We start from the raw sequence: 19,567 nt of genomic DNA, 5'->3' as shown, positions 1-19,567 counted from the left end.
TCCGCCGGTCGGTTCCGCCCCGCCCGGTCACCCGCCGTCCAGCTGTCCGAGCCGTGCGGCCCCGCCGCCGGGCCCGGCCACGCGCCTCGTACCAGGCGGCGGGCGCCGGGCGCGGCGGCGGGCGGCGGTGTCGTCGGTCAGCTCGGCAGCAGGCGGGCGACGGTCCGTTCCAGTTGGGGCAGGGTCCGCTGTCCCGCCAGGGCCAGCGCGATCGCGACCACGACGCCGGCCCAGGCGACCGGGCCGAGCGGGGTGCAGCCGAACGCGCGGCTGATGCCCGGGGTCTGCACCACGGCCACGAGGGCCAGCGCGGAACCCAGCGAGGTGACCTGCACCAGGCGGCTGTCGCGCCGGTCGAGCAGGGTCTGCACGAGCTGGGTGCCGACCACCCCGCACAGCGCCATGGTGCTGGAGCGGCGGGCGGTGCCCGGGGTGAAGCGGCCGATCAGCCAGGCCGTGAGCGCGCCCAGGCAGGTCGTCAGGGCCCGGTGCCTGATCTGCCGCAGCAGGGGCTCGCCCAGCACTCGGGCCGCCTCCTCCACGTGCGCCAGGTCCGCCTCCTCCTCCTTCTCCGTGACCGCCACCGCCATCGACGGGAACAGGTCGGTGAAGAGGTTCACCATGAGCATCTGCCGGGTGGACAGCGGCGCCCGCCCGGACAGCAGTGTGCCGAGCAGACCGAACCCGACCTCGCCCGCGTTGCCGCCGATCAGGATGGCGATCGCGTCGGCCACGCTGTGCCACAGGGCGCGGCCCTCGCCGACGGCGTCGATCAGCACCGTCAGGTCGTCGTCGGTCAGCACGATGTCCGCGGCGTTGCGCGCGGCGGCCGAGCCGCGCGCGTTGATCCCGACGCCGATGTCCGCTGCCCGGATGGCCGCGGCGTCGTTGGCGCCGTCGCCGACCATGCCGACCACCCGGCCGGCGTCCCGCAGCGCCTCCACGACCTGGAGCTTCTGCTCGGGCGCCACCCGGGCCACCACGCCCGCGTCGCGCAGCATCCGGGCCCGGGCCGAGCGGTCGGCCGCGGCCAGCTCGTCGCCGGTGACCACCACGGTGTCCTCGGGCCAGCCCAGGTCGGCGGCGATGGCGCGCGCGGTCTGCGGATGGTCGCCGGTGAGCATGACCGGTCGTACGCCCGCCCCGTTCAGCCCCTGCACCAAGGCCGTGGACGTCTCGCGCGGCACGTCGGACAGTGCCAGCAGGCCGGTGAACTCCAGGTCCGCCAGCGGTTGTTCGAGGACGTCCGACTCCTGCTCGGCCGCGTCGAGCCGGCGTTCGGCCACCGCCAGCACCCGCAGGCCGTCCCCGGCCAGCGCCTGCGCGGACTCGGCGGCGTGCGCCGGCAGCCCGGAGCAGGCGGGCAGGACGGTCTCGGGGGCGCCCTTGACCACCAGCACGGGCGGCTCGTCCCCGGTGCGGCCGACGGCGGCGGCGTACCCGCGCGCGGCCTCGAAGGGCAGCTCGGCGAGCTGGGTCCAGTCCGGGTCGGGGCCCGCCGCGGCGAGCACGGCCTCGTCGGTGGCGTGCACCGGCCGGTCGGAGCCGCCGTTCAGCTGCGGGCAGGCCCGCGCGGCGGCCCGCACGGTGCCCTCGGAGCCGGCGTCGTCCACGGCGTGGACCGTGCCGTCGGCGTCGGAGGTGCGCACCAGCCGCAGCCGGTTCTCGGTGAGCGTGCCGGTCTTGTCGAAGCAGATGGTGTCCATCCGGCCCAGCGCCTCCAGCGTGCGCGGGGTGCGGACCAGGACTCCGCCCCGGCTCAGCCGCCGGGCGGCGGCCAGCTGCGCGACCGTGGCCACCAGCGGCAGCCCTTCCGGTACGGCCGCCACGCCCACCGCCACCCCGCCGCTGACCGCTTCGCGGATCGGGGTGCCGCGCAGCAGCGCAAGACCGGTGACCGCGGCGCCGCCGGCCAGGGTCAGCGGCAGCGCCTTGCGGGTGAGTTCCTGGAGCCTGGCCTGGACGCCGCCGGCGGGGGGCGTGCGGGCGGCGAGGTGCACGGCGCGGGCGGCCTCGGTGCTGTCTCCGGTGTCGACCACGACGGCCCGCGCCTCCCCCGCCACCACGGTCGTCCCCTCGAAGACCATGCAGCGCCGGTCGGCCACCGCGGCGTGCGGGGTGGCGTCCGTCTGCTTCTCCACCGGCAGCGACTCGCCGGTCAGGGCCGACTCGTCCACCTCCAGGCCCTCCTGCCACAGCAGCCGGGCGTCGGCGGGCACCACGTCGTCGGCCTGGAGCTGGATCACGTCGCCCGGCCGGAGCCGGCCCGCTTCCACGGTGCGGGCGCCGCCGGCCGGCGCCTCGGGCTCCGGCGGCACCAGGCGCGCCTTCTGCTTCTGTTCCGCGACCAGCCCCGACAGCGCCCGCTCGGCCCGCAGCCGCTGGACACCGCCGACCAGGGCGTTCAGGTCGAGGGCGCCGACGACGAGCAGCGCGTCCATGACGGAGCCGAGGATCGCCGACGCCGCCGAACCGACGGCGAGGACCGGGGTGAGCGGGTCCTGGAGTTCGCCCCGGACGGCCCGGCCGAGCCGGTAGGACCAGCGGGCCGGCGCGGCGGCCGGGTGTGCGGCGACGCCTTCGACGGCCTTGCGCATCCGCACGCTCAGCGCCTCGAACGGCCCCGCCTCGGCGGCCGGTTCTTGCTCCAGCCGGTCCCGGGCCTCGTCGGGGTCCAGCTCGTGCCAGTGCACCCGGGGACGCGGGTGCGGGGCGCGGGCCGTCGCCACGCCCAGCGCGGCCCGCGCCCCGGACAGCAGCGCCGTCGCGGCGGCGATGTCGACGGGCGCGTGCCGGAACCCCGGCAGCACGGCCCACCGGCCGCCTCCGCCGCCGGACTCGCCGATGGCGACGAGCAGCCCGGACAGCGCGGCGCCGGAGCGGGCCAGGGTCTGGGCCCGGCGGCCGACCCGGCGGGCGGCCGGGATCGCGGTCAGCACCCGCCACACGTCGGGCAGGCCGTGCAGGGCGAGGATGTCCGCGCCCCACACCACCGCTCCGTCCCGGTCGGGCAGGGCGATCGCGACGTCGGCGGCGCGCAGGGCGCTCAGGACGTCGTGCTCGCCGGCGGTGCGCACCCGGGCGACCACCAGCACGGCGCCCTCGTCGCCGCGCGCCTCGTACACGACGTCGTCCAGCGGCCGGCGGGCGTCGACGACCTGGTCGGCGAGACCGGTGAAGTCCTCCAGGGCCGGATCGTCCACGACGACGACCCGGAGCCGGGCCCGGCGGGCCGCGTCCAGCACCGGCTCGGTCCACGGGTCGGGCTCGCCGTCCGCGGTGCGCAGGGCGCTCGGGTGCAGGACGACCGTGCCGGCCATCTCCAGTTCGCGCAGCCGTTCCGGGTCGCGGACCAGGACGCCGGTGCGGGCCAGGGCGGCGCTCAGCAGGGCGTGGAAGGCGGCGGGGCCGTAGCGGGCGGCCTTCGGGGAGCCGGCCAGCACGGCCTCCGCCGCCTCGCCGGCATCGTGCTTGACGAGCAGGGTGGCCGCGGCGCCCAGCACGCTGCCGGCGGAGGCGTGGGCCGCGTACTCCTGGGCCGGGGAGACGCGCAGCGGCGGGCGCGGCGGGCCGTCCGGTACGGGGGCGAGGCTGACCCGGTCGGGCGCGCACAGCCGGTCGTGCACGGATTCGAAGGCGGCCGAACGGGCCACCGTCTCGGCCACCTGGCAGGCCCGCAGGGCACCGTCGAGCACGAGGGAGGTGGGGGTCTGGCCGGCACCGTGCACGGCGGCGTTGGCGCAGGCCAGTACGAGGTCCATGCGGGTGTCGCCGATGCGCCCGCGCAGCCAGGCGCGGAAGCGCGGGTTCTCCCGCAGCAGGGTCACGACCGCGGTCACCATCCGGGGGGTGGGCGGCAGCCGCAGCGCGTAGGCGGTGAAGGCGGCGGCGATCCCGACGCCGTCGGCGGCGAGCGTGGCCACGGCGGCACGCACCCCGGTCGGGTCGGCCGGATGGGTGACCTCCTCCACGTCTCCGGCCGCCAGGACGAGGCCGTGCCGCTCGGCGAGGCCGGCCGCGTGGTCCATGACCCGCTCGGCGGCCTCCTCGCCCGTGGCGGTCACCACCAGGCGGGCGAGTCCCTGGTCCCAGTAGGCGAGGACGACGTCGGGGTGGTCCGCCAGGGCCTCGGCCATCCGGCGCGCCAGATGGCCGGTGCCGCCCGCGCGGCGGGCGTGTTCCTGCTCCAGGGGCCGCACCGCCAGGTGGGCGCGGGCGCCGGCCCGCCAGTGGTCACCGGCGCCGGGCAGCGCGTTGCGGGCCACCCGGGCCACTCGCGCGGCGGCGTCCGCGCCGCGCACGCCGGCGCGGGCGGTACCGGCGGCGGCACCGGCGGCCAGTCCGACCGCCGGTGCCGCCGCTCGCGCGAGCAGGCGTGGTGCCGCGGGCAGCAGGCGGGCGGCGGTCGACGGCACGCTCAGCACACCGAGCACCGTTACCTCCTCAGAGCGTGGTGCGGTCGGGCCGCGCGGTCGGCCCGAGGGATCCGGAGGGCGTCTTGGCCGTACCGGCCCCGACACCGTGCGCGGCCTCGGGCGGACTGGCCGCCTCCGGCTGTCCGGTACCACGACCCGACGGCTGGGCGCCCGCCGGAGACCCGGCGGGGCCGCCGGCACCGGTCCGCAGTGCCGCGGTGCCCAGGTCGTGGGCGGGCTCGGGCTGCCGCGCACCCGTCCCGGGCGGCTGCGCGCCCTCCGCCGGCCGGTCGGGACGGGGCTGGGTGAGCCAGGCCACCGCCGCGCCGGTGACGGCCACGGGCCACTCCACCACGCCTGCGACACCGAGCAGACCGGCCCCCGCGTACACCGCCATGCGCCGGCCGCGCGGCGAGACCGCGCCGACCTTGTCCAGTGTTTCCTCCGCGGCCCTGCTCACCGTTCCGGCGCCGGGCACCCTGCGCAGTACCGAGGCCGCGCCGCGCAGGGGCGCCGTGAGGACCGACGACGACTTCTGCTCAGCCATGACTCTCCTCGGGTCAGATCGTCCTGCCTGCCCACCGAGTGCCCGCGATCGTGCTGGTCATCCCCAGTTTCCTCAGGGAACACCACCTGTTCCCAGGGAACTCCACGGATCCCTCCGGCGCCACCCACCCCCTGCGGAGACCTTCACGGGGCGTGCCGGAACAGCCGCTCGGGTACGGCCGCGGCGAGAACACGGTACCCCTCGGGGTTGAGGTGCAGCCAGTCCCCGGCGTGCAGCGCCGATCGCAGCCGGTCGGGGGCCGCGGGATCGCGTACCGCCCGGTCGAAGTCGATCACCGCGTCGAAGTGGCCCGGGGTGCGGATCCAGGCGTTGACCCGCTGCCGGGCGGCCTCCCGCTCGCCCGCCGGATCGTCGTACAGGGTGCTGCCGCCGAACGGGGTGAGGGTCGCGCCGTAGACGCGGATGCCCTGGGCGTGGGCGCGGACGACGATCTGCCGGTACCCGGCGAGCAGGTCGTCGGTGACCGCGCGCTGCGCCTCGGGCGTGGCGGCGGCGGTGCCGATGTCGTTGACGCCCTCGAAGAGGATCAGCCAGGCGACCGCGCTGCGGGAGAGGACGTCCCGGTCGAGGCGGGCGAGGACGTTGGGGCCGAGTCCGTCGTCGAGGACGCGGTTGCCGCCGGCCGCCTGGTTGAGGACGGCGAGGTCCGAGGTGGCCGGGCTGCGGTGCAGGCGGTCGTAGAACCGGTCGGGCCAGCGGTCGTTGCCGTTGGTCGTGGAGCCGCGCCCGTCGGTGAGGGAGTCGCCGAGGACGGCCACCGCGCGGGCACGGCGGGGGGCCAGCACCTCGACGTCGCTGAGCAGGTACCAGTGGTCGACGGCGGTCGCGCCCGGGAGGTCCGGGTCGCGCGTGTGGTCGCCGTGCACCAGATACGACGTGGTGCGCGAGCCGGGATGGGAGGTGAGCGCGAGTGAGGCCTGGCCGCGGGCGGTGTACGCCGTCACGGTCAGCTCGGATCCCGCGCGCAGCTCGAAGTCCAGCGGGTCGGAGACCATCTGGGCCCCGACCGGGACGGTCGTGGCGTCCCGGCCGGCGAAGGTGACCCGGCGCAGACTCCCCGGTTCGACCGCGCTGACCCCGGCCCTGCCGTCGCGGGGCAGGGCCACGGTGACGGCGGTGAGCGGCAGCGGGGTGTCGCCGTACGCGTTGGAGAAGCGCAGCCGGATCCGGGGACCGCCGGCGGTGACCCGTACGGTCTGCCGCAGGGTGGTGTCCACGAGCACCGACGACGCACCGGTGTACGGCGCGGGCGGCAGGTTGGCGGGTTCGGTCAGCTGGGGCATGCCGGTCCAGGTGTGCACCCAGTGCCGGCCGGGGTCGGCCGCGGCGGTGACCGGAGCCGTCCTCCTGACCAGCGCCGTGAGCGCGGAGGCCGTCACGGCGAGGGCGAGGACGAGGACACAGGTGCTGAGCAGGGTGGCGAACGGTGTTCTGCGGGGCGGCTTCACGGAGACCTTTCCGGGAGACGGGACGAGACGGGCGCGCGGGCGGGTGCGGGGCCGGTACGGGCGTGTCCGCGGGCCCGGCCCGGCGGGAGCGCGGGGCCGGTACGGGTGCGCCCGGGGGTCCGGCCCGGCCGGGTGCGGGCCGGTACAGGTGTGCCCGCGGGACCGGGCCGGCGGGAGCGCGGGGCCGGTACGGGTGCGCCCGGGGGCCCGGCCCGGCCGGGTGCGGGCCGGTACAGGTGTGCCCGCGGGCCCGGCCCGGCGGGGAAGCGGGGCCGGTACGGACGTGCCCGAGGATCCGGCTGGCGGCGGTGCGGGGCCGGTACGGGCGTGTCCGCGGGCCCGGCCCGGCGGGGTGCGCGCCGGACCGGTCGGACGCGGCCCGGCGCGCACCCCCGGTCGTCAGCCGACCGCGCAGGCGGTGCCGTTGAGGCTGTACGCGGCCGGTGCCGCGCTGTTTCCGGTGTGCGTGGCCTGGTAGCCGATGGTCACGCTCGCGCCGGGCGCGAGGGTGGCGTTGTACGAGGCGTTGGTCGCCGTCACCGCGCCGGAGCGGGCGCTGAAGGTGGCGTTCCAGCCGTTGGTGAGGGTCTGGCCGGCCGGCAGGGTGAAGTCGAGTTTCCAGCCGTTGACCGCGGTCGTACCGGTGTTGGTGACCGTCACGGAGGCGGTCAGACCGGTGCTCCAGGTGCTGACGCCTGCCGTCACCCGGCAGGGTCCGGCGGGCGGTTGCGGTGAGGTGCCGCCGCCGTCGAGGCCGAAGAAGGTGAGGGCCCGGGAGGCCATCCCCGAGCTGTAGAGGTTGTGGCCGACGCCCTGGAGGCTGATCGCCTCGACGGGGGCCCGGTCACCGGTGGCGCCGTAGCGGGTGCGGGTCCAGCCGGCGGCGGGAGTGTCGGTGGCGGCGGGGGTCTGGCTCACGCCGAGCACGTTCGTCCACTGCTTGATCTCCTCCCCGAAGTTGGGGTAGCGCAGGGTGTCGTCCTCGGTGCCGTGCCACAGCTGCATCCGCGGGCGCGGGCCGGTGTAGCCGGGGTAGGCGGCGCGCACCAGGTCGCCCCACTGCTGCGGGGTGCGGGTGACGGTGCCGCCGGAGCAGGCGCTGTTCCACTCGGAGCCGTCGGTGGTGGCGAAGCAGCCGAAGGGGACGCCGGAGAAGGCGGCGCCGGCGGCGAACACGTCGGGGTAGTCGCCGAGCAGGACGTTGGTCATCATCGCGCCGGAGGAGATGCCGGTGACGAAGATCCGGCCGGGGTCGGCCGCGTAGGTGCGGGTCGTCCAGTCGACCATGGACCGGATGCCGACCGGGTCGCTGCCGCCGCCGCGGCGGAGCGCCTGCGGGGAGGAGACGTCGAAGCACTTGCTGGCGCGGGTCACCGACGGATACACGACCACGAAGCCGCGCTGGTCGGCGAGTCGGGCCCACTCGGTGCCGGAGTACATCGCGGAGGCCGAGCCGGTGCACCAGTGCACGGCCACCACGACCGCGGGGTGCGCGGGGACGTTGGCCGGTACGTAGACGTACATCTGGAGGTTGCTGGGGTTGGGACCGAAGTCGGTGACCTCGGTGAGCGTGGCCGTGGGGACGGCTCGCGCCCGGGCCGAGGCCGGGGGCGCGGCGAGGGCCAGGGCCGCGAGGAGCGGCAGCAGGGCACTCAGCAGGGCGACAAGCGCTTGCCGGAGGCCGGCCCTCGGGCGGTGCGGCGTGGCGGGCAGCGTGGGGGGCACGTCACTGGTCCCTTCTGATCGCGGCTCATGCGGGGCGTGCTGCGTGCGCATCGTGCGGGGAACACCCGGCATCGTGGCATGGACACGCAATCCATGGAAGCGCTCCCACGTCACTTCTCGGGACTCGGGACAGCATTGCGCGAACGGTTGACTAGAAAGCGCTTGCACTCTACGGTCCCGTTCATCACCGTGACCGATCGGCTCGACAGCGAGCCCCTTCGGCCACCAGGGCTCCTACATGCGTTCCACATGGCGTACGTGATTCACGTACATAACCCCTCCCCCACACAGAAGGGACGCAGCCGATGCCCCTGAGAGCACTCTCCGGCACGACCGGGACGGCCGTCGCGCTGGTGACCGCGGTCCTCCTCGCCCTGCCGCAGCCGGCCGTCGCGGCCGACGCGACGCCGGTCGGCTTCGGCGCCGGGACGACCGGCGGCGGCAGCGCCCCGGCGGTGACCGTCTCCACCCCGGACGCCTTCAAGGCGGCCGTGACCGGCAGTTCGGCGAAGGTGGTGAGGGTGAACGGCCTGATCGCACTGAGCGGGCAGGTCGACATCGGCTCCCACACCACCGTGCTGGGCGTGGGTTCGTCCTCCGGCTTCACCGGCGGCGGACTGCGTCTGAAGAAGGTCGGCAATGTCGTCCTGCGCAATCTGAACATCAGCAAGGCCGTCAAGACGGACGCCATCACCGTCCAGGCGTCCACGAAGGTGTGGATCGACCACAACTCCCTGTCCTCCGACCGCGATCACGGCAAGGACTACTACGACGGCCTGGTCGACATCAGCCACGCCTCCGACCACGTCACGGTGTCCTGGAACGTCTTCAAGGACCACTACAAGGGCTCGCTGGTCGGCCACAGCGACAACAACGCGAGCGAGGACACCGGGCATCTGCGGGTGACGTACCACCACAACTGGTTCGACCACGTCAACTCCCGCATACCGAGCCTGCGTTTCGGCACCGGGCACTTCTACGACAACTACGTCGTCGGCGCGGAGACCGCCGTGCACTCCCGCATGGGCGCGCAACTGCTCGTCGAGAACAACGTCTTCCGCGACACCCAGGTCGCCGTCACCACCAGCCGGGACAGCGACGTCGACGGATACGCCGTCCTGCGCGGCAACGACCTCGGTGGAGCCGCCACCGAGATCTCGCGGAACGGCGACTTCACCACCCCGCCGTACGGCTACACGGCCGAGCCCGCCGCCACCGTCGTCGCCTCGGTGACGTCGGGCGCGGGCGCGGGGAAGATCTGACCCCCACTCGGAAGAAGGCATTCGGGACATGACCTCATCGGCAACCTCGCGCGGGCTGCTGGGCGGCCTGGCCACCCTCGGCCTGACGTTTGGCATGATCATGACATCCGGTGCGCCGGCGGACGCGGCCACCTGGCCGACCCCCAACGGCAGCCAGGCGGTCTCCTCCACCATCTCCCTGTCCGGCACCAAGGACTACGGGATGAAGCGGCTCTACGGCACCGGCGACCTGGGCAGCGGCAGCCAGGACGAGGACCAGGGCCCCATCCTGGAACTCGCCCCCGGCACCGTCCTCAAGAACGTCGTCATCGGCTCGCCCGCCGCGGACGGCATCCACTGCCTGGGCAGCTGCACGCTGCAGAACGTGTGGTGGGAGGACGTCGGCGAGGACGCGGCCACCTTCCTCGGCTCCTCGTCCTCCAACGTCTACACCGTCAGCGGCGGCGGGGCGAAGGAGGCCGGCGACAAGGTGTTCCAGTTCAACGGCGCCGGCACGCTGAACGTCTCCGGCTTCGCGGTGAAGAACTTCGGCACCTTCGCCCGCTCGTGCGGCAACTGCAGGACGCAGTACAAGCGGACGATCAACCTCAGCGGCATCGAGGCGACCTACAAGGGCAGCAGGCTCGTCGGCATCAACACCAACTACGGCGACAGCGCGACCCTGAGGAACATCACCATTGTCGGGGACACCGGCAAGAAGATCATTCCCTGCCAGAAGTACATCGGCAACAACACCGGCGCCGAACCGACCACGAACGGCTCGGGCCCGGACGGCACGTACTGCAAGTACTCCAGCTCGGACATCACCTACAAGTGAGCCCCGGCTGAGCAGGGGACGATCCCCGGGGCGGGCCGCGGCGGCGGCCCGCCCGCGGTCACGCCCGGGCGGCCCTCCCGTGCCACCGTCCGGACAGGACGAGGTGCGCGGCGACGCCGAACACCAGCCCCCAGAAGGCGGAGCCGATGCCGAACAGGGTGACGCCCGACGCGGTGGCCAGGAACGTGATCAGCGCGGCCTCGCGGTCCTTCTCCTCCTTGACCGCGCCGGTGAGGCCCCCGGCGAGCGCCCCGAACAGGGCGACGCCGGCGATGGCGGCGACCAGTTCCTTCGGCAGCCCCGCGAAGAAGGCCACCAGCGTCGAGCCGAAGGCACCGATCAGCAGGTAGAAGGCGCCGCAGGAGACGCCGGCGACGTAGCGCCGCCGGGGATCGGGGTGCGACTCCGGGCCGGTGCAGATCGCGGCGGTGATCGCGGCCAGGTTGATCGCGTGCGACCCGAAGGGGGCGAGCGCGGTGGAGACCAGTCCGGTGCTGCCGATCAGCAGCCGGTCCCGGGGCTGGTAGCCGGAGGCCGTGAGCACCGCCATGCCGGGGGCGTTCTGCGAGGCGAGGGTGGCCAGGATCATCGGCACGGCGATGCCGACGAGCGAGGCGACGGAGAACGCCGGGGTGGTGAGCACCGGCCGGGCCAGCTCGATCTTGTCGACGTGGACGTGCAGCCGGGAGGTGGCCGCGCTGCCGAGGACGCCCACGGCGAGAGCGATCAGCACCGCGTACCGGGGCAGCAGCCGCTTGCCCAGAAGGTAGGCCACCAGCACGGATCCGGCGATGACCGGTGCCGTCTTCAGCGAGGTGAACACATGGGTGCCGAAGCTGAACAGGATGCCCGCGAGCATGGCCGAGACCACCGCCGCCGGCACCTGCCGCATCAGCCACCCGAACACCCCGGTCAGCCCGACCAGCGTGATGACGGCGCCGGTGATGAGGAACGCCCCGACGGCCTCGGCGTAGGAGTACGCGCCGAGGCTGGTGACCAGGAGCGCCGCCCCCGGCGTGGACCATGCGGTGATGACCGGCATCCGGGTGCGCAGGCTCAGGCCGATGCAGGTCAGGCCGCTGCCGATGGAGATGGCCCACACCCAGGAGCTGGTCTGCGCGGTGTCGAGGTGCCCCGCCGAGGCCGCCGCGAGCACGATGACCAGCGGCCCCGAGTAGGACACGACGACGGCCACGAAGCCCGCCAGGACGGCGGACAGCGACGCGTCGCGCAGCAGCCGGGGCCCGCCCGCCGGAGCCGGCTCGCCGGCCGGCTCCGGTCCCCCGGCCCGCTCCGGTGCCGAGCGGCCGGGTGAGGAGGGCGGCGCGGCGGTGTGGGCCGCGCCTGAGGTGGTGTGCGTCTCGGGTGACTCGGGGCTCAACGGTCTTCCTTCGCAGCCCTTTCCAGGGCCTGTTCCAGATCGGCGACGAGATCGGCCGGGCTCTCCAGACCGATGGAGAGCCGGACCATGTCCTTCGGTGCGGTGCTGCCCGGCCCCTCGAAGGTATAGCGGTGTTCGATGAGACTTTCCACGCCGCCCAACGAAGTGGCGCGGATGAAGAGTTGGCAGTTCTGGGCGACGCGCAGCGAGCGCTGCCAGTCACCGGCGACGTGCAGGGAGAGCATGCCGCTGAATCCGCCGGTCATCTGGCGGGCGGCGACCTCGTGCCCGGGGTCGGTGGGCAGGCCCGGATAGGCGACCCGGGTCACCAGCGGGTGCTCGGCGAAGTGCTCGGCGAGGGCGAGGGCGGTGGCCGATATCTGCCGCATGCGCGGGAACAGCGTGCGGATGCCGCGCATCAGCAGGTACGTCTCCAGCGGGCCGAGCAGCGGGCCGGTCAGCCTGCGGTGCAGCCGCAGCCGCTCCCAGATCCGCTCGCGGTCCTCGGTGCGCTCCGGGGCCAGCACGAGGAAGCCGGCGACGACGTCGGTGTGCCCGTTGAGGTACTTGGTGCCCGAGTGCATGATCAGGTCGGCGCCGAGGTCGAACGGGCGGCTGTGCACCGGGGTGGGCACGGTGTTGTCGACGCCGAAGAGCGCGCCGGCGCGGTGGGCGATCTCGCCGACCGCCGCGACGTCGGTGACCGTCCAGGTGGGGTTGGCCGGGCTCTCCACCCACACCAGCGCGGTGGGGGCGGCGGAGACGGCCGCGGACACGGCGTCCAGGTCGTCCATGGGCACCTGGACGACCTCCAGGCCGCGCGCCGGCCCGAACTCCGTCAGCCACTTGGTCAGCCCGAAGTACATGGTCTGCGGCACGACGACCCGGGAGCCGCCGGGCAGCACCTGGAAGACCGCGGTGGCCGCCGCCATGCCGGAGGAGAACACCAGGGCCTCGCTGCCGCCCTCCAGGCCGGCGACCACGTCCTGCACCTGCTCGTAGCCGGGACTGCCCTGGTCCCGCAGGTACGCCAGGCCGCCGGGCAGCCGGTACTCGCCGTCCCTCGCGAACGTCGCGGCGAGGGTGACGGGCGGCGGTACGGCTCCGGTCGCCGGATCGCGCCAGCCGTCGCCCTGCGCGGCCCGGGTCTCGGGCCGGTAGTCCGTTGTCCAGGGCGTGAACTTCTCGCTGTTGGTCATCGCTTCCTCGTGATCACGGACGGCAGGGAGGTGCTCAGGGCGAGTTCCGCGTCCATCAGTGCGCGGGACGGCATGCCCGGAGAGGGGACGTAGTGGTTGTAGTAGCTGGAGCCCTCGGTGTGCGGGCCCAGGAAGAACAGCCGCGGCTGGGTCCGGCCGGCGCGGTCGACGCCCTGGCCGGCGCGGGTGACCGCCAGGCCGTGCGCGGGGCCGCCGCGGGAGCCGAGGGTGCGGACCCGGCCGGCGCCCACGAGCGTGCCGAGCAGGGAGCCGGGCACGCGGTCGGGGGCGGGCTCGCGGACGTGGGCGTGCACCACGTGGTCGACCTCGGTGGACGCGGGCCGCAGCAGGGCGGTGGACTCCAGGACCCAGGGGCCCTGCCCCGCCGGGGCGACGACCTTGGGCCGCGGGCCGGGACCGAGCCGGACGACGCCCGCCTCGACGAGGGCCAGCAGTTCGGCCGAGCGGTCCAGCTGCGGGCCGATGACCAGCCGGTTGACGGTGGCGGTGAAGTCGCCGAAGAACCCGGCCAGGGACGCCTGGTCGAGGCCGGGGGCGTCCACCACCGTCCGCAGCACGTCCCGGTGGTCGCGCAGGACCTCCAGTGCCTCCTTCAGGGGGCTGACGCCGAGTCCGGCCCGGGCCTCCCCCAGGTCGGCCGCCACCTCGCCGGTGAACCAGCGGGCGTAGGCGTCGTGGTCCGCCCACTGCCGCCCGGCCGTGTCCGGGGAGAGGATGCCGCCCAGGGGGGTGGGCCCCCAGCGGGCGCGGCACTCCTCCAGCAGCGCCTCGTACCCGGCCTCCCGGGCGCGGTCGGCGAACTCGCGGCCCGCGGTCGCCGCGTCGCCGCAGGCGCGGGCTCGCAGGGTGCGGTAGTAGGCGAGGTCCATCTCCGCCTCGATCAGCGGCAGCACGTCCGCGCCGAAGCGCAGGCGGCCGTCGGGGCGCCGGCGGCGCCGTCGCGCGACCGCATCGGTGGTCAGCGCGAGCGGTGCGCACCGCACCCGGCCGGGGGCGAGGTGGGGCCGGCTGCGGGAGGGCAGGCCCGAGCGGTTGGCCAGGACGATCCTGGGTTCCCGTCCGCTCGGTACGTAGCGCAGCCCCGCCGGGTGCGGTTCGTGCCGGCCGCCGCGGCCCAGGGTCAGGCTCGCGATGACGTCCATGGCGGTCAGGCCCATGCCGAGGACGGCCACGCGTTCGCCCGGCGCGATGCCGTCGAGCGCCTCGGGCAGCGGGTACGGGCGGGTGATCAGCCGCGGCTCGGCGGCGGGTTCGGCCGGACGGTACAGGGAGTGGTGGCCGACGGTGACGAACACGGCGTCGGCGTCGACCAGGGTGCCGTCGGCGAGTTCCACCGTTTCCGCGCCCGCCGGCCCCGGCCGCACGTCCACCGCCTCGCACCGGTGCCGGACGATCGTCAGGCAGTCGGGTGCGGACGCGATGATCTCCTCGGCGGCCCAGGCGAGGTACTCGCTGAGCAGCCTGCGGGGCAGGAAGTCGTTGGGGCGGATCGGGTGCCCCTCGCCCGCGCGGACGGTGTAGCCGTCGTCCGCGAGGCGCAGGTCCCGCTCCTGGCACCACTCGGCGAGCGAGGGTCCGGACAGTGGTGCGGGGCCCTCGACCATCTGCTCGTCCGCGAACGCCGTCAGCTGGGAGCAGACGGTGTTCAGCAGCAGGTGGTCGGGCTGGCCGGCGAGGTGGAAGCCGGGGCCGAGGGGCTGCGGGTCCACCAGGTGCACGGTGACCGGCGCGGGCCGGGTGAGGCAGTGGGCGACCAGGCGTTCCAGGAGCCCGAGGCCCCGGGAGCCTACGCCGATGATCGCCACGGACGGTCGTATCGGAGTCACCATCGGCGTGTCTCCCCGAAGAAGTCGGGGATCTCGATGGCCGTGCCGTCGCTGCGCGCCTGTTCCAGGACGAAGGCGCCGACCGCGAGGTCCAGCACGCCGAGGCCGAACGGGGAGAAGATCACCGGGCGTGCGGCGTCGAGCGTGACGTCGCCGTTCAGTACGCCGGCGAGCGTCCCGGTGACGAAGTCGCGCGAGCCGGTGGCCTGTTCGGCGAGGTGCGGCGAGGTGTCGGCCTTCAGGCAGTGGTCGACGTCGTCCAGGATGTTCTGGGCGTCCAGCACCACCTCGGGGGCCAGGTCGCGCAGCGAGATGTGCAGCACGAGCTGGCCGGGCTTGAACGGCGTGGTGACGTACGGCTCGAGCGCCGTGGTCGCGAACACGACGGTGTCGGCGGCGAGGGCCTCGGCGAGGTCGGTGGTGAAGGTGGCGGGCACCTGCTGGGTGGTGCGCAGGTGCTCGGCCAGGGCCTGGCCGGAGGGCTCGTGCAGGTCGTGGACGAGGTAGGCCGCGGGGACGCAGTCCGCGGCGTGCAGGTAGTCGCCGATGTTGCGGGCGATGACCCCGGCGCCCACGACCGCGATCGTCCTGCCCTGGTGTCCCTCGGGGCGCAGCGCGCGGGCGGCCACGGCCGCGGAGGCGGCGGTGCGGGCGGAGCTGATGGCGGCGGCTTCCAGGCAGGCCACGGGGTAGCCGGTCGCGTAGTCGTTGAGGACGAGCACCGCGGAGGCGCGGGGTGTGCCCGACTCGGTGTTCTTCGGGAAGCTCGCGATCCACTTGATGCCGGCGACACCGGACTCGGGGCCGAGGAAGGCGGGCAGGGCGATGATGCGGGAATCCGGCTTCTCCGGGAAGCGCAGGAAGTAGCTGTCGGGATTGACGGTCTGGCCGGCCTCGTGAATGCGATAGGTGCGGCCCACCAGGTCCAGGACTTCGCGACGCCGGCTGCGCAGCACATCGCGCACGGTACCGCCGGCGACTATTTCAAAATTGAACACTTTGCTTTTCCCCCGGCTCGGGCTGTCGCCCGGGCGTTGTTTTCTGTGTGATGGTCTTTCAGAGGTGTCCGGGCCAGCGCTCGGCCACCCATGAATCGTTGTAGACGGTGTCCAGATACCGGTCCCCGAAGTCCGGTGAGATCGCTACGACGACGCTGCCGTCCGGAATCTTCTTGGCCGTGTTCTGCACCGCGCTGAGCACCGTTCCCGTGGAGCCGCCGAGCAGCAGCCCGCGTTCCCTGGCGAGGGCACGGCACATGTCCACGGCTTCGGTCTCGGATACCAGCACCACTTCGTCGATCATGGCCTCGGTGAGTATTTCCGGCCGCCTGCTGGTACCGAGACCGGGAATGTGCCGGCGGGCGGGCGGTCCCCCGAAAGTCACCGACCCCACGCTGTCGACGGCGATGATCCGGGTCCCCGGGCTGTGGCGGCGGAAGAACTGCGCGCACCCCATGAGCGTCCCCGTGGTGCCGGCGCCGACGAACACGTAGTCCACCCGGCCCAGTTGCTCGAAGATGGACCGCCCCGTTCGCTGCCGGTGGGCCCGCGGACCCGCCGGACTGGCGTACTGGTTGAGCCAGTACAGGTCGGGCTCCCGGCCCTGGCGCTCCTGGATGTAGTCGATGCGGGACTGCAGATAGCCGCCGTTGCCGTCCCTGGCGGTGATCACCACGACCTCGGCGCCGAGGGCCTCCATCAGACGGACCGTCTGCGGGTTGGCGTTGGGGTCGGTGACACAGGTGAGGGAATAGCCCTTGGCGGCGCAGACCATCGCCAGGGCGACTCCCAGGTTTCCCGAGGTCGATTCGATGAGCCGGGTCCGCGGAAAGCGACACCCGGACGCCTCGGCTTCTTCTACCAGGGCCACCGCGGTCTTGAGCTTCACCGAGCCCGCGGGATTGAGGCCCTCGATCTTGAGGAAGACAGAGCTTCCCGGAACCAGTTGATGGAGCTGGACGAACAAGTCGTCCAGCACAAGGTCGTACACTTCTTCCGCTATCACCAGAATCCAAACCTAGAACTGGGCACGCGCGGCGCGGTCAACGCCGGAGCAGGTGGTGCCCATCGGGCTTGTCGGTCGGTGCGCAACAGTCGGCGCACGCTACGCAGAAGGGACTTCTTTCCCCCGTCCCCCGTGTATCGCTGTATCCCCCAGTCATTCGTCGCGATGACGCCACTCTGGCATGCAGCGGCTGATATGACAAGGAAATTCTTGCCAACCCCGCTGTGCGCAACGGGTGTTGGCCCCTATGAATGAATCATTCCGCGCGGTTCGAATACTCCTCTTCTCGCACGCCGAGCGCCGCGCCCAACTCCTGCCGATAGCCGGCGTACGCCGTCCGCAGCGTCTCCCCCGGCCAGTCGGCGGGCAGCAGTTCGGAGGGCAGGACGGGGTCGGTGAGCAGGTGACGGACGGCCGCAGCGTAGGCGGTGAACCGGTCGGCCGGATGGTCGGCGCGGGTCGCGCGGGCGAGCAGGGAGCGGGCGGTGGCCGCCCACTCCGCGAGCGGCCAGAGCCGGGCGGCCAGGGCGCGCGGGGGCTCGTCGGGGCGCGCGGTGTACGTGAGGGCCACTTGGTGCAGACCGGCGGGCAGGGGGCGGTCGAGGTTGGCCGGACGCAGCCACACGCCCTCGCGGAGTTCGGCCAGGCGCAGGGCGGTCAGCCGGGTGCGCAGCTCGGCGCGTTCGGCGGGGCCGCGGCCGGTCGCCGTGATCACCAGCATCTCCCAGTCGCCGTCCCACGCGCGCGTGCGGGGGTGCACGGCCTCGTCCTGGCGGCACTGCCGGGCCAGCAGCCGGTCGCTGAGCCGGTAGACGGCGTCCGTGCGCCGCAGGTCACCGGCGGCGACCATCCGGCTCAGCGCGGCCCGCAGGGTGGAGCCCCCGATCCCGAACGGCTCCACGAGCCGGACCAGGTCCTTGACCGGCAGCTCCGGCGGATGCGCGCCGAGCAGCAGACTCAGCACGACCGACCGGGCGGACAGCGGCCGCAGACCGGCCGGGTCCGGCTCCGCTGAGACGTTCATGCGCATGGCCCCGTACTGTACGTGCGCGCTGTTGTTGCAACATTGCTACGACCGCAGGAAGAGTGCAACATGGCGCGTATGGTCTCGATTCCCGCGCAGTCGCAGTCGCAGCCGCAGCCGTCGCCCCAGTCGCAGTCGCAGCCCCAGTCGCCGTCCGAGCCGCCGTCGCCGTCCCAGCCGCTGTCCGCGCTGCCGTACGCCACGCACGACGTCACCAATCAGGCTCCGCCGCTGGCCCCGTACGACGCGTCCGCCGACCCGGCCCTGCTGGAGGGGCTGCGCCGGGAGGGTGCCGGGTGGGCCGAGGACGACATCCGGCGGCTGGGGGCGAGCGCCGGCAGCGCGGAGGCGCAGGAGTGGGGCGAGCTGGCGAACCGGCACGAGCCGGTGCTGCGCACCCACGACCGCTACGGCCACCGCGTCGACGAAGTGGAGTTCCATCCCAGCTGGCACCACCTGATGCGGACGGCGGTCGCCGAGGGGCTGGCGGGCGCACCCTGGGCCGACGACCGGCCGGGCGCGCACGTCGCCCGGACCGCGGGCGGCCTGGTGTGGGGGCACACGGAGGCGGGACACGGCTGCCCCACGTCGATGACGTACGCCGCCGTACCCGCCCTGCGCGCACAACCGGATCTCGCCAAGGTGTACGAGCCGCTGCTCACCAGCCGGGAGTACGACCCCGAGCTGCGCGTCCCGACCGAGAAGCCCGGGCTGCTCGCCGGGATGGGCATGACCGAGAAGCAGGGCGGCTCCGACGTCCGGACGAACACCACCACCGCCACGCCCACCGGCGAGCCGGGCGTGTACACGCTGCGCGGGCACAAGTGGTTCACCTCGGCGCCCATGTGCGACGTCTTCCTGGTGCTCGCGCAGGCCCCGGGCGGACTGTCCTGCTTCCTGGTGCCGCGCGTCCTGCCGGACGGCAGCCGCAACACCTTCCGCATCCAGCGGCTGAAGGACAAGCTGGGCAACCGGTCCAACGCCTCCTCGGAGCCGGAGTTCGACCGGACCGTGGCCTGGCTGGTGGGGCCGGAGGGACGGGGCGTGAAGACCATCATCGAGATGGTCAACTGCACCCGCCTGGACTGTGTGATGTCCTCGGCGACCCTGATGCGCAAGACGCTGGTCGAGGCGGGGCACCACGTCCGGCACCGCAGCGCGTTCGGGGCCCGGCTGATCGACCAGCCGCTGATGCGCAACGTCCTGGCCGATCTCGCGCTGGAGTCGGAGGCGGCGACGACGCTGACGCTGCGGCTGGCCGGTGCGGCCGACCGCGCGGTGCGCGGGGACGCCGGGGAGCGGGCCTTCCGGCGCATCGCCACCGCCGTCGGCAAGTACTGGGTCACCAAGCGGGGCCCGGCCTTCACCGCCGAGGCCCTGGAGTGCCTGGGCGGCAACGGGTACGTCGAGGACTCCGGCATGCCCCGGCACTACCGGGAGGCGCCGCTGCTGTCGATCTGGGAGGGCTCCGGGAACGTCAACGCGCTCGACGTGCTGCGCGCCCTCGGCCGCGAACCGGACAGCGCCGACGCCCTCTTCTCCGAATTCGCCCTCGCGCGCGGGGCGGACGCCCGCCTCGACACGGCCGTGGCCGCACTCAAGGACCAATTGGCCGAAACCGATCAGGTCGGTGCCCGCCGGCTGGTCGAGCGGATGGCGCTCGCGCTCCAGGCCTCCCTGCTCGTCCGGCACGCTCCGCACCCGGTCGCGGACGCCTTCTGCGCGACCCGGCTGGGCGGCGACTGGGGTCACGCGTTCGGCACCCTGCCCGCCGGAACCGACCTGGACGCCGTCCTGGAGCGCGCCCTGCCCGGCCGGAACTGAGCCCTCTGCGCGCGCTGATCGGTCACGGCGCTCCGTGGCCGGTCAGCGCCGAC

13 protein-coding genes are annotated in these 19,567 nt (G+C 74.0%); 3 read left to right on the top strand and 10 right to left on the bottom strand.

Going from position 1 to position 19,567, the window contains the following annotated elements:
- Nucleotides 1-137: 137 nt before the first annotated feature.
- The 4 genes from CCN44_RS19075 to CCN44_RS19060 form a co-directional block, all read right to left on the bottom strand.
- Entirely contained in the window at nucleotides 138-4,433 is a 4,296-nt protein-coding gene (locus tag CCN44_RS19075; protein ID WP_086698366.1) for a cation-translocating P-type ATPase, read from the bottom strand.
- A 10-nt stretch (nucleotides 4,434-4,443) separates the two neighbouring features.
- The gene (locus CCN44_RS19070) at nucleotides 4,444-4,962 is read right to left on the bottom strand and encodes a lipase chaperone (protein ID WP_059247877.1); all 519 of its coding nucleotides are present in this window, start codon (nucleotides 4,960-4,962) and stop codon (nucleotides 4,444-4,446) included.
- Between the two features lie 143 nt (nucleotides 4,963-5,105).
- Nucleotides 5,106-6,431 (bottom strand): SGNH/GDSL hydrolase family protein, encoded by a 1,326-nt coding sequence (locus tag CCN44_RS19065; protein WP_086698365.1) that lies wholly within the window; start codon nucleotides 6,429-6,431, stop codon nucleotides 5,106-5,108.
- Nucleotides 6,432-6,830: 399 nt separating this feature from the next.
- Entirely contained in the window at nucleotides 6,831-8,144 is a 1,314-nt protein-coding gene (locus CCN44_RS19060) for an extracellular catalytic domain type 1 short-chain-length polyhydroxyalkanoate depolymerase (protein ID WP_272935146.1), read from the bottom strand.
- A 317-nt stretch (nucleotides 8,145-8,461) separates the two neighbouring features.
- On the opposite strand from CCN44_RS19060, the gene CCN44_RS19055 reads away from it, so the two are divergent.
- Together CCN44_RS19055 and CCN44_RS19050 are read left to right on the top strand one after the other, a co-directional pair.
- Nucleotides 8,462-9,418 (top strand): pectate lyase family protein, encoded by a 957-nt coding sequence (locus CCN44_RS19055; RefSeq protein WP_086698363.1) that lies wholly within the window; start codon nucleotides 8,462-8,464, stop codon nucleotides 9,416-9,418.
- Nucleotides 9,419-9,446: 28 nt separating this feature from the next.
- Nucleotides 9,447-10,235, top strand: a complete 789-nt coding sequence (locus CCN44_RS19050) for a pectate lyase (RefSeq protein WP_086698362.1) — start codon at nucleotides 9,447-9,449, stop codon at nucleotides 10,233-10,235.
- 58 nt (nucleotides 10,236-10,293) lie between these two features.
- Here the strand turns inward: CCN44_RS19050 and CCN44_RS19045 are convergent, their stop codons facing one another.
- The 6 genes from CCN44_RS19045 to CCN44_RS19020 all read right to left on the bottom strand — a co-directional run bounded on the left by CCN44_RS19045 (nucleotide 10,294) and on the right by CCN44_RS19020 (nucleotide 17,696).
- Nucleotides 10,294-11,616 carry a benzoate/H(+) symporter BenE family transporter gene (locus CCN44_RS19045; protein WP_086698361.1) on the bottom strand — a complete coding sequence of 441 codons (1,323 nt, stop codon included), beginning with the start codon at nucleotides 11,614-11,616 and terminating at the stop codon, nucleotides 10,294-10,296.
- Nucleotides 11,613-12,815 (bottom strand): trans-sulfuration enzyme family protein, encoded by a 1,203-nt coding sequence (locus CCN44_RS19040; RefSeq protein WP_086698360.1) that lies wholly within the window; start codon nucleotides 12,813-12,815, stop codon nucleotides 11,613-11,615. Before CCN44_RS19040 ends, CCN44_RS19045 begins: the two co-directional genes overlap by 4 nt.
- Nucleotides 12,812-14,665, bottom strand: a complete 1,854-nt coding sequence (locus CCN44_RS19035) for an FAD/NAD(P)-binding protein (protein ID WP_086698359.1) — start codon at nucleotides 14,663-14,665, stop codon at nucleotides 12,812-12,814. Before CCN44_RS19035 ends, CCN44_RS19040 begins: the two co-directional genes overlap by 4 nt.
- Nucleotides 14,659-15,660: a 2,3-diaminopropionate biosynthesis protein SbnB gene (gene sbnB, locus CCN44_RS19030; protein ID WP_059247884.1), complete on the bottom strand. Its 1,002-nt coding sequence runs from the start codon at nucleotides 15,658-15,660 to the stop codon at nucleotides 14,659-14,661. The genes CCN44_RS19035 and sbnB overlap by 7 nt, the downstream gene beginning before the upstream one ends.
- A 58-nt stretch (nucleotides 15,661-15,718) precedes the next feature.
- A complete protein-coding gene (sbnA, locus tag CCN44_RS19025; RefSeq protein WP_189397330.1) occupies nucleotides 15,719-16,651 on the bottom strand; it encodes a 2,3-diaminopropionate biosynthesis protein SbnA in 933 nt (310 codons plus the stop codon).
- A gap of 271 nt (nucleotides 16,652-16,922) precedes the next feature.
- Nucleotides 16,923-17,696 carry a PaaX family transcriptional regulator C-terminal domain-containing protein gene (locus tag CCN44_RS19020; protein WP_059247885.1) on the bottom strand — a complete coding sequence of 258 codons (774 nt, stop codon included), beginning with the start codon at nucleotides 17,694-17,696 and terminating at the stop codon, nucleotides 16,923-16,925.
- A gap of 72 nt (nucleotides 17,697-17,768) precedes the next feature.
- Here CCN44_RS19020 and CCN44_RS19015 point away from each other — a divergent pair, with 72 nt between their 5' ends.
- The gene (locus tag CCN44_RS19015; RefSeq protein WP_414820507.1) at nucleotides 17,769-19,514 is read left to right on the top strand and encodes a DNA alkylation response protein; all 1,746 of its coding nucleotides are present in this window, start codon (nucleotides 17,769-17,771) and stop codon (nucleotides 19,512-19,514) included.
- Nucleotides 19,515-19,567 lie beyond the last annotated feature (53 nt).

It is taken from the genome of Streptomyces tricolor, from assembly GCF_002155905.1.
Lineage (GTDB): Bacteria > Actinomycetota > Actinomycetes > Streptomycetales > Streptomycetaceae > Streptomyces > Streptomyces tricolor.
The sequence above is the reverse complement of the archived record's forward strand: the minus strand, read 5'-3'. Positions and strand labels throughout refer to the sequence as shown.

Excerpts from the sequence above, each read along its gene's own strand:
- CCN44_RS19070 (WP_059247877.1), bottom strand. The coding sequence starts at position 4,962 with ATGGCTGAGCAGAAGTCGTCGTCGGTCCTCACGGCGCCCCTGCGCGGC.
- CCN44_RS19055 (WP_086698363.1), top strand. The coding sequence starts at position 8,462 with ATGCCCCTGAGAGCACTCTCCGGCACGACCGGGACGGCCGTCGCGCTG.
- CCN44_RS19050 (WP_086698362.1), top strand. The coding sequence starts at position 9,447 with ATGACCTCATCGGCAACCTCGCGCGGGCTGCTGGGCGGCCTGGCCACC.
- CCN44_RS19040 (WP_086698360.1), bottom strand. The coding sequence starts at position 12,815 with ATGACCAACAGCGAGAAGTTCACGCCCTGGACAACGGACTACCGGCCC.
- CCN44_RS19035 (WP_086698359.1), bottom strand. The coding sequence starts at position 14,665 with ATGGTGACTCCGATACGACCGTCCGTGGCGATCATCGGCGTAGGCTCC.
- CCN44_RS19020 (WP_059247885.1), bottom strand. The coding sequence starts at position 17,696 with ATGCGCATGAACGTCTCAGCGGAGCCGGACCCGGCCGGTCTGCGGCCG.
- CCN44_RS19015 (WP_414820507.1), top strand. The coding sequence starts at position 17,769 with ATGGTCTCGATTCCCGCGCAGTCGCAGTCGCAGCCGCAGCCGTCGCCC.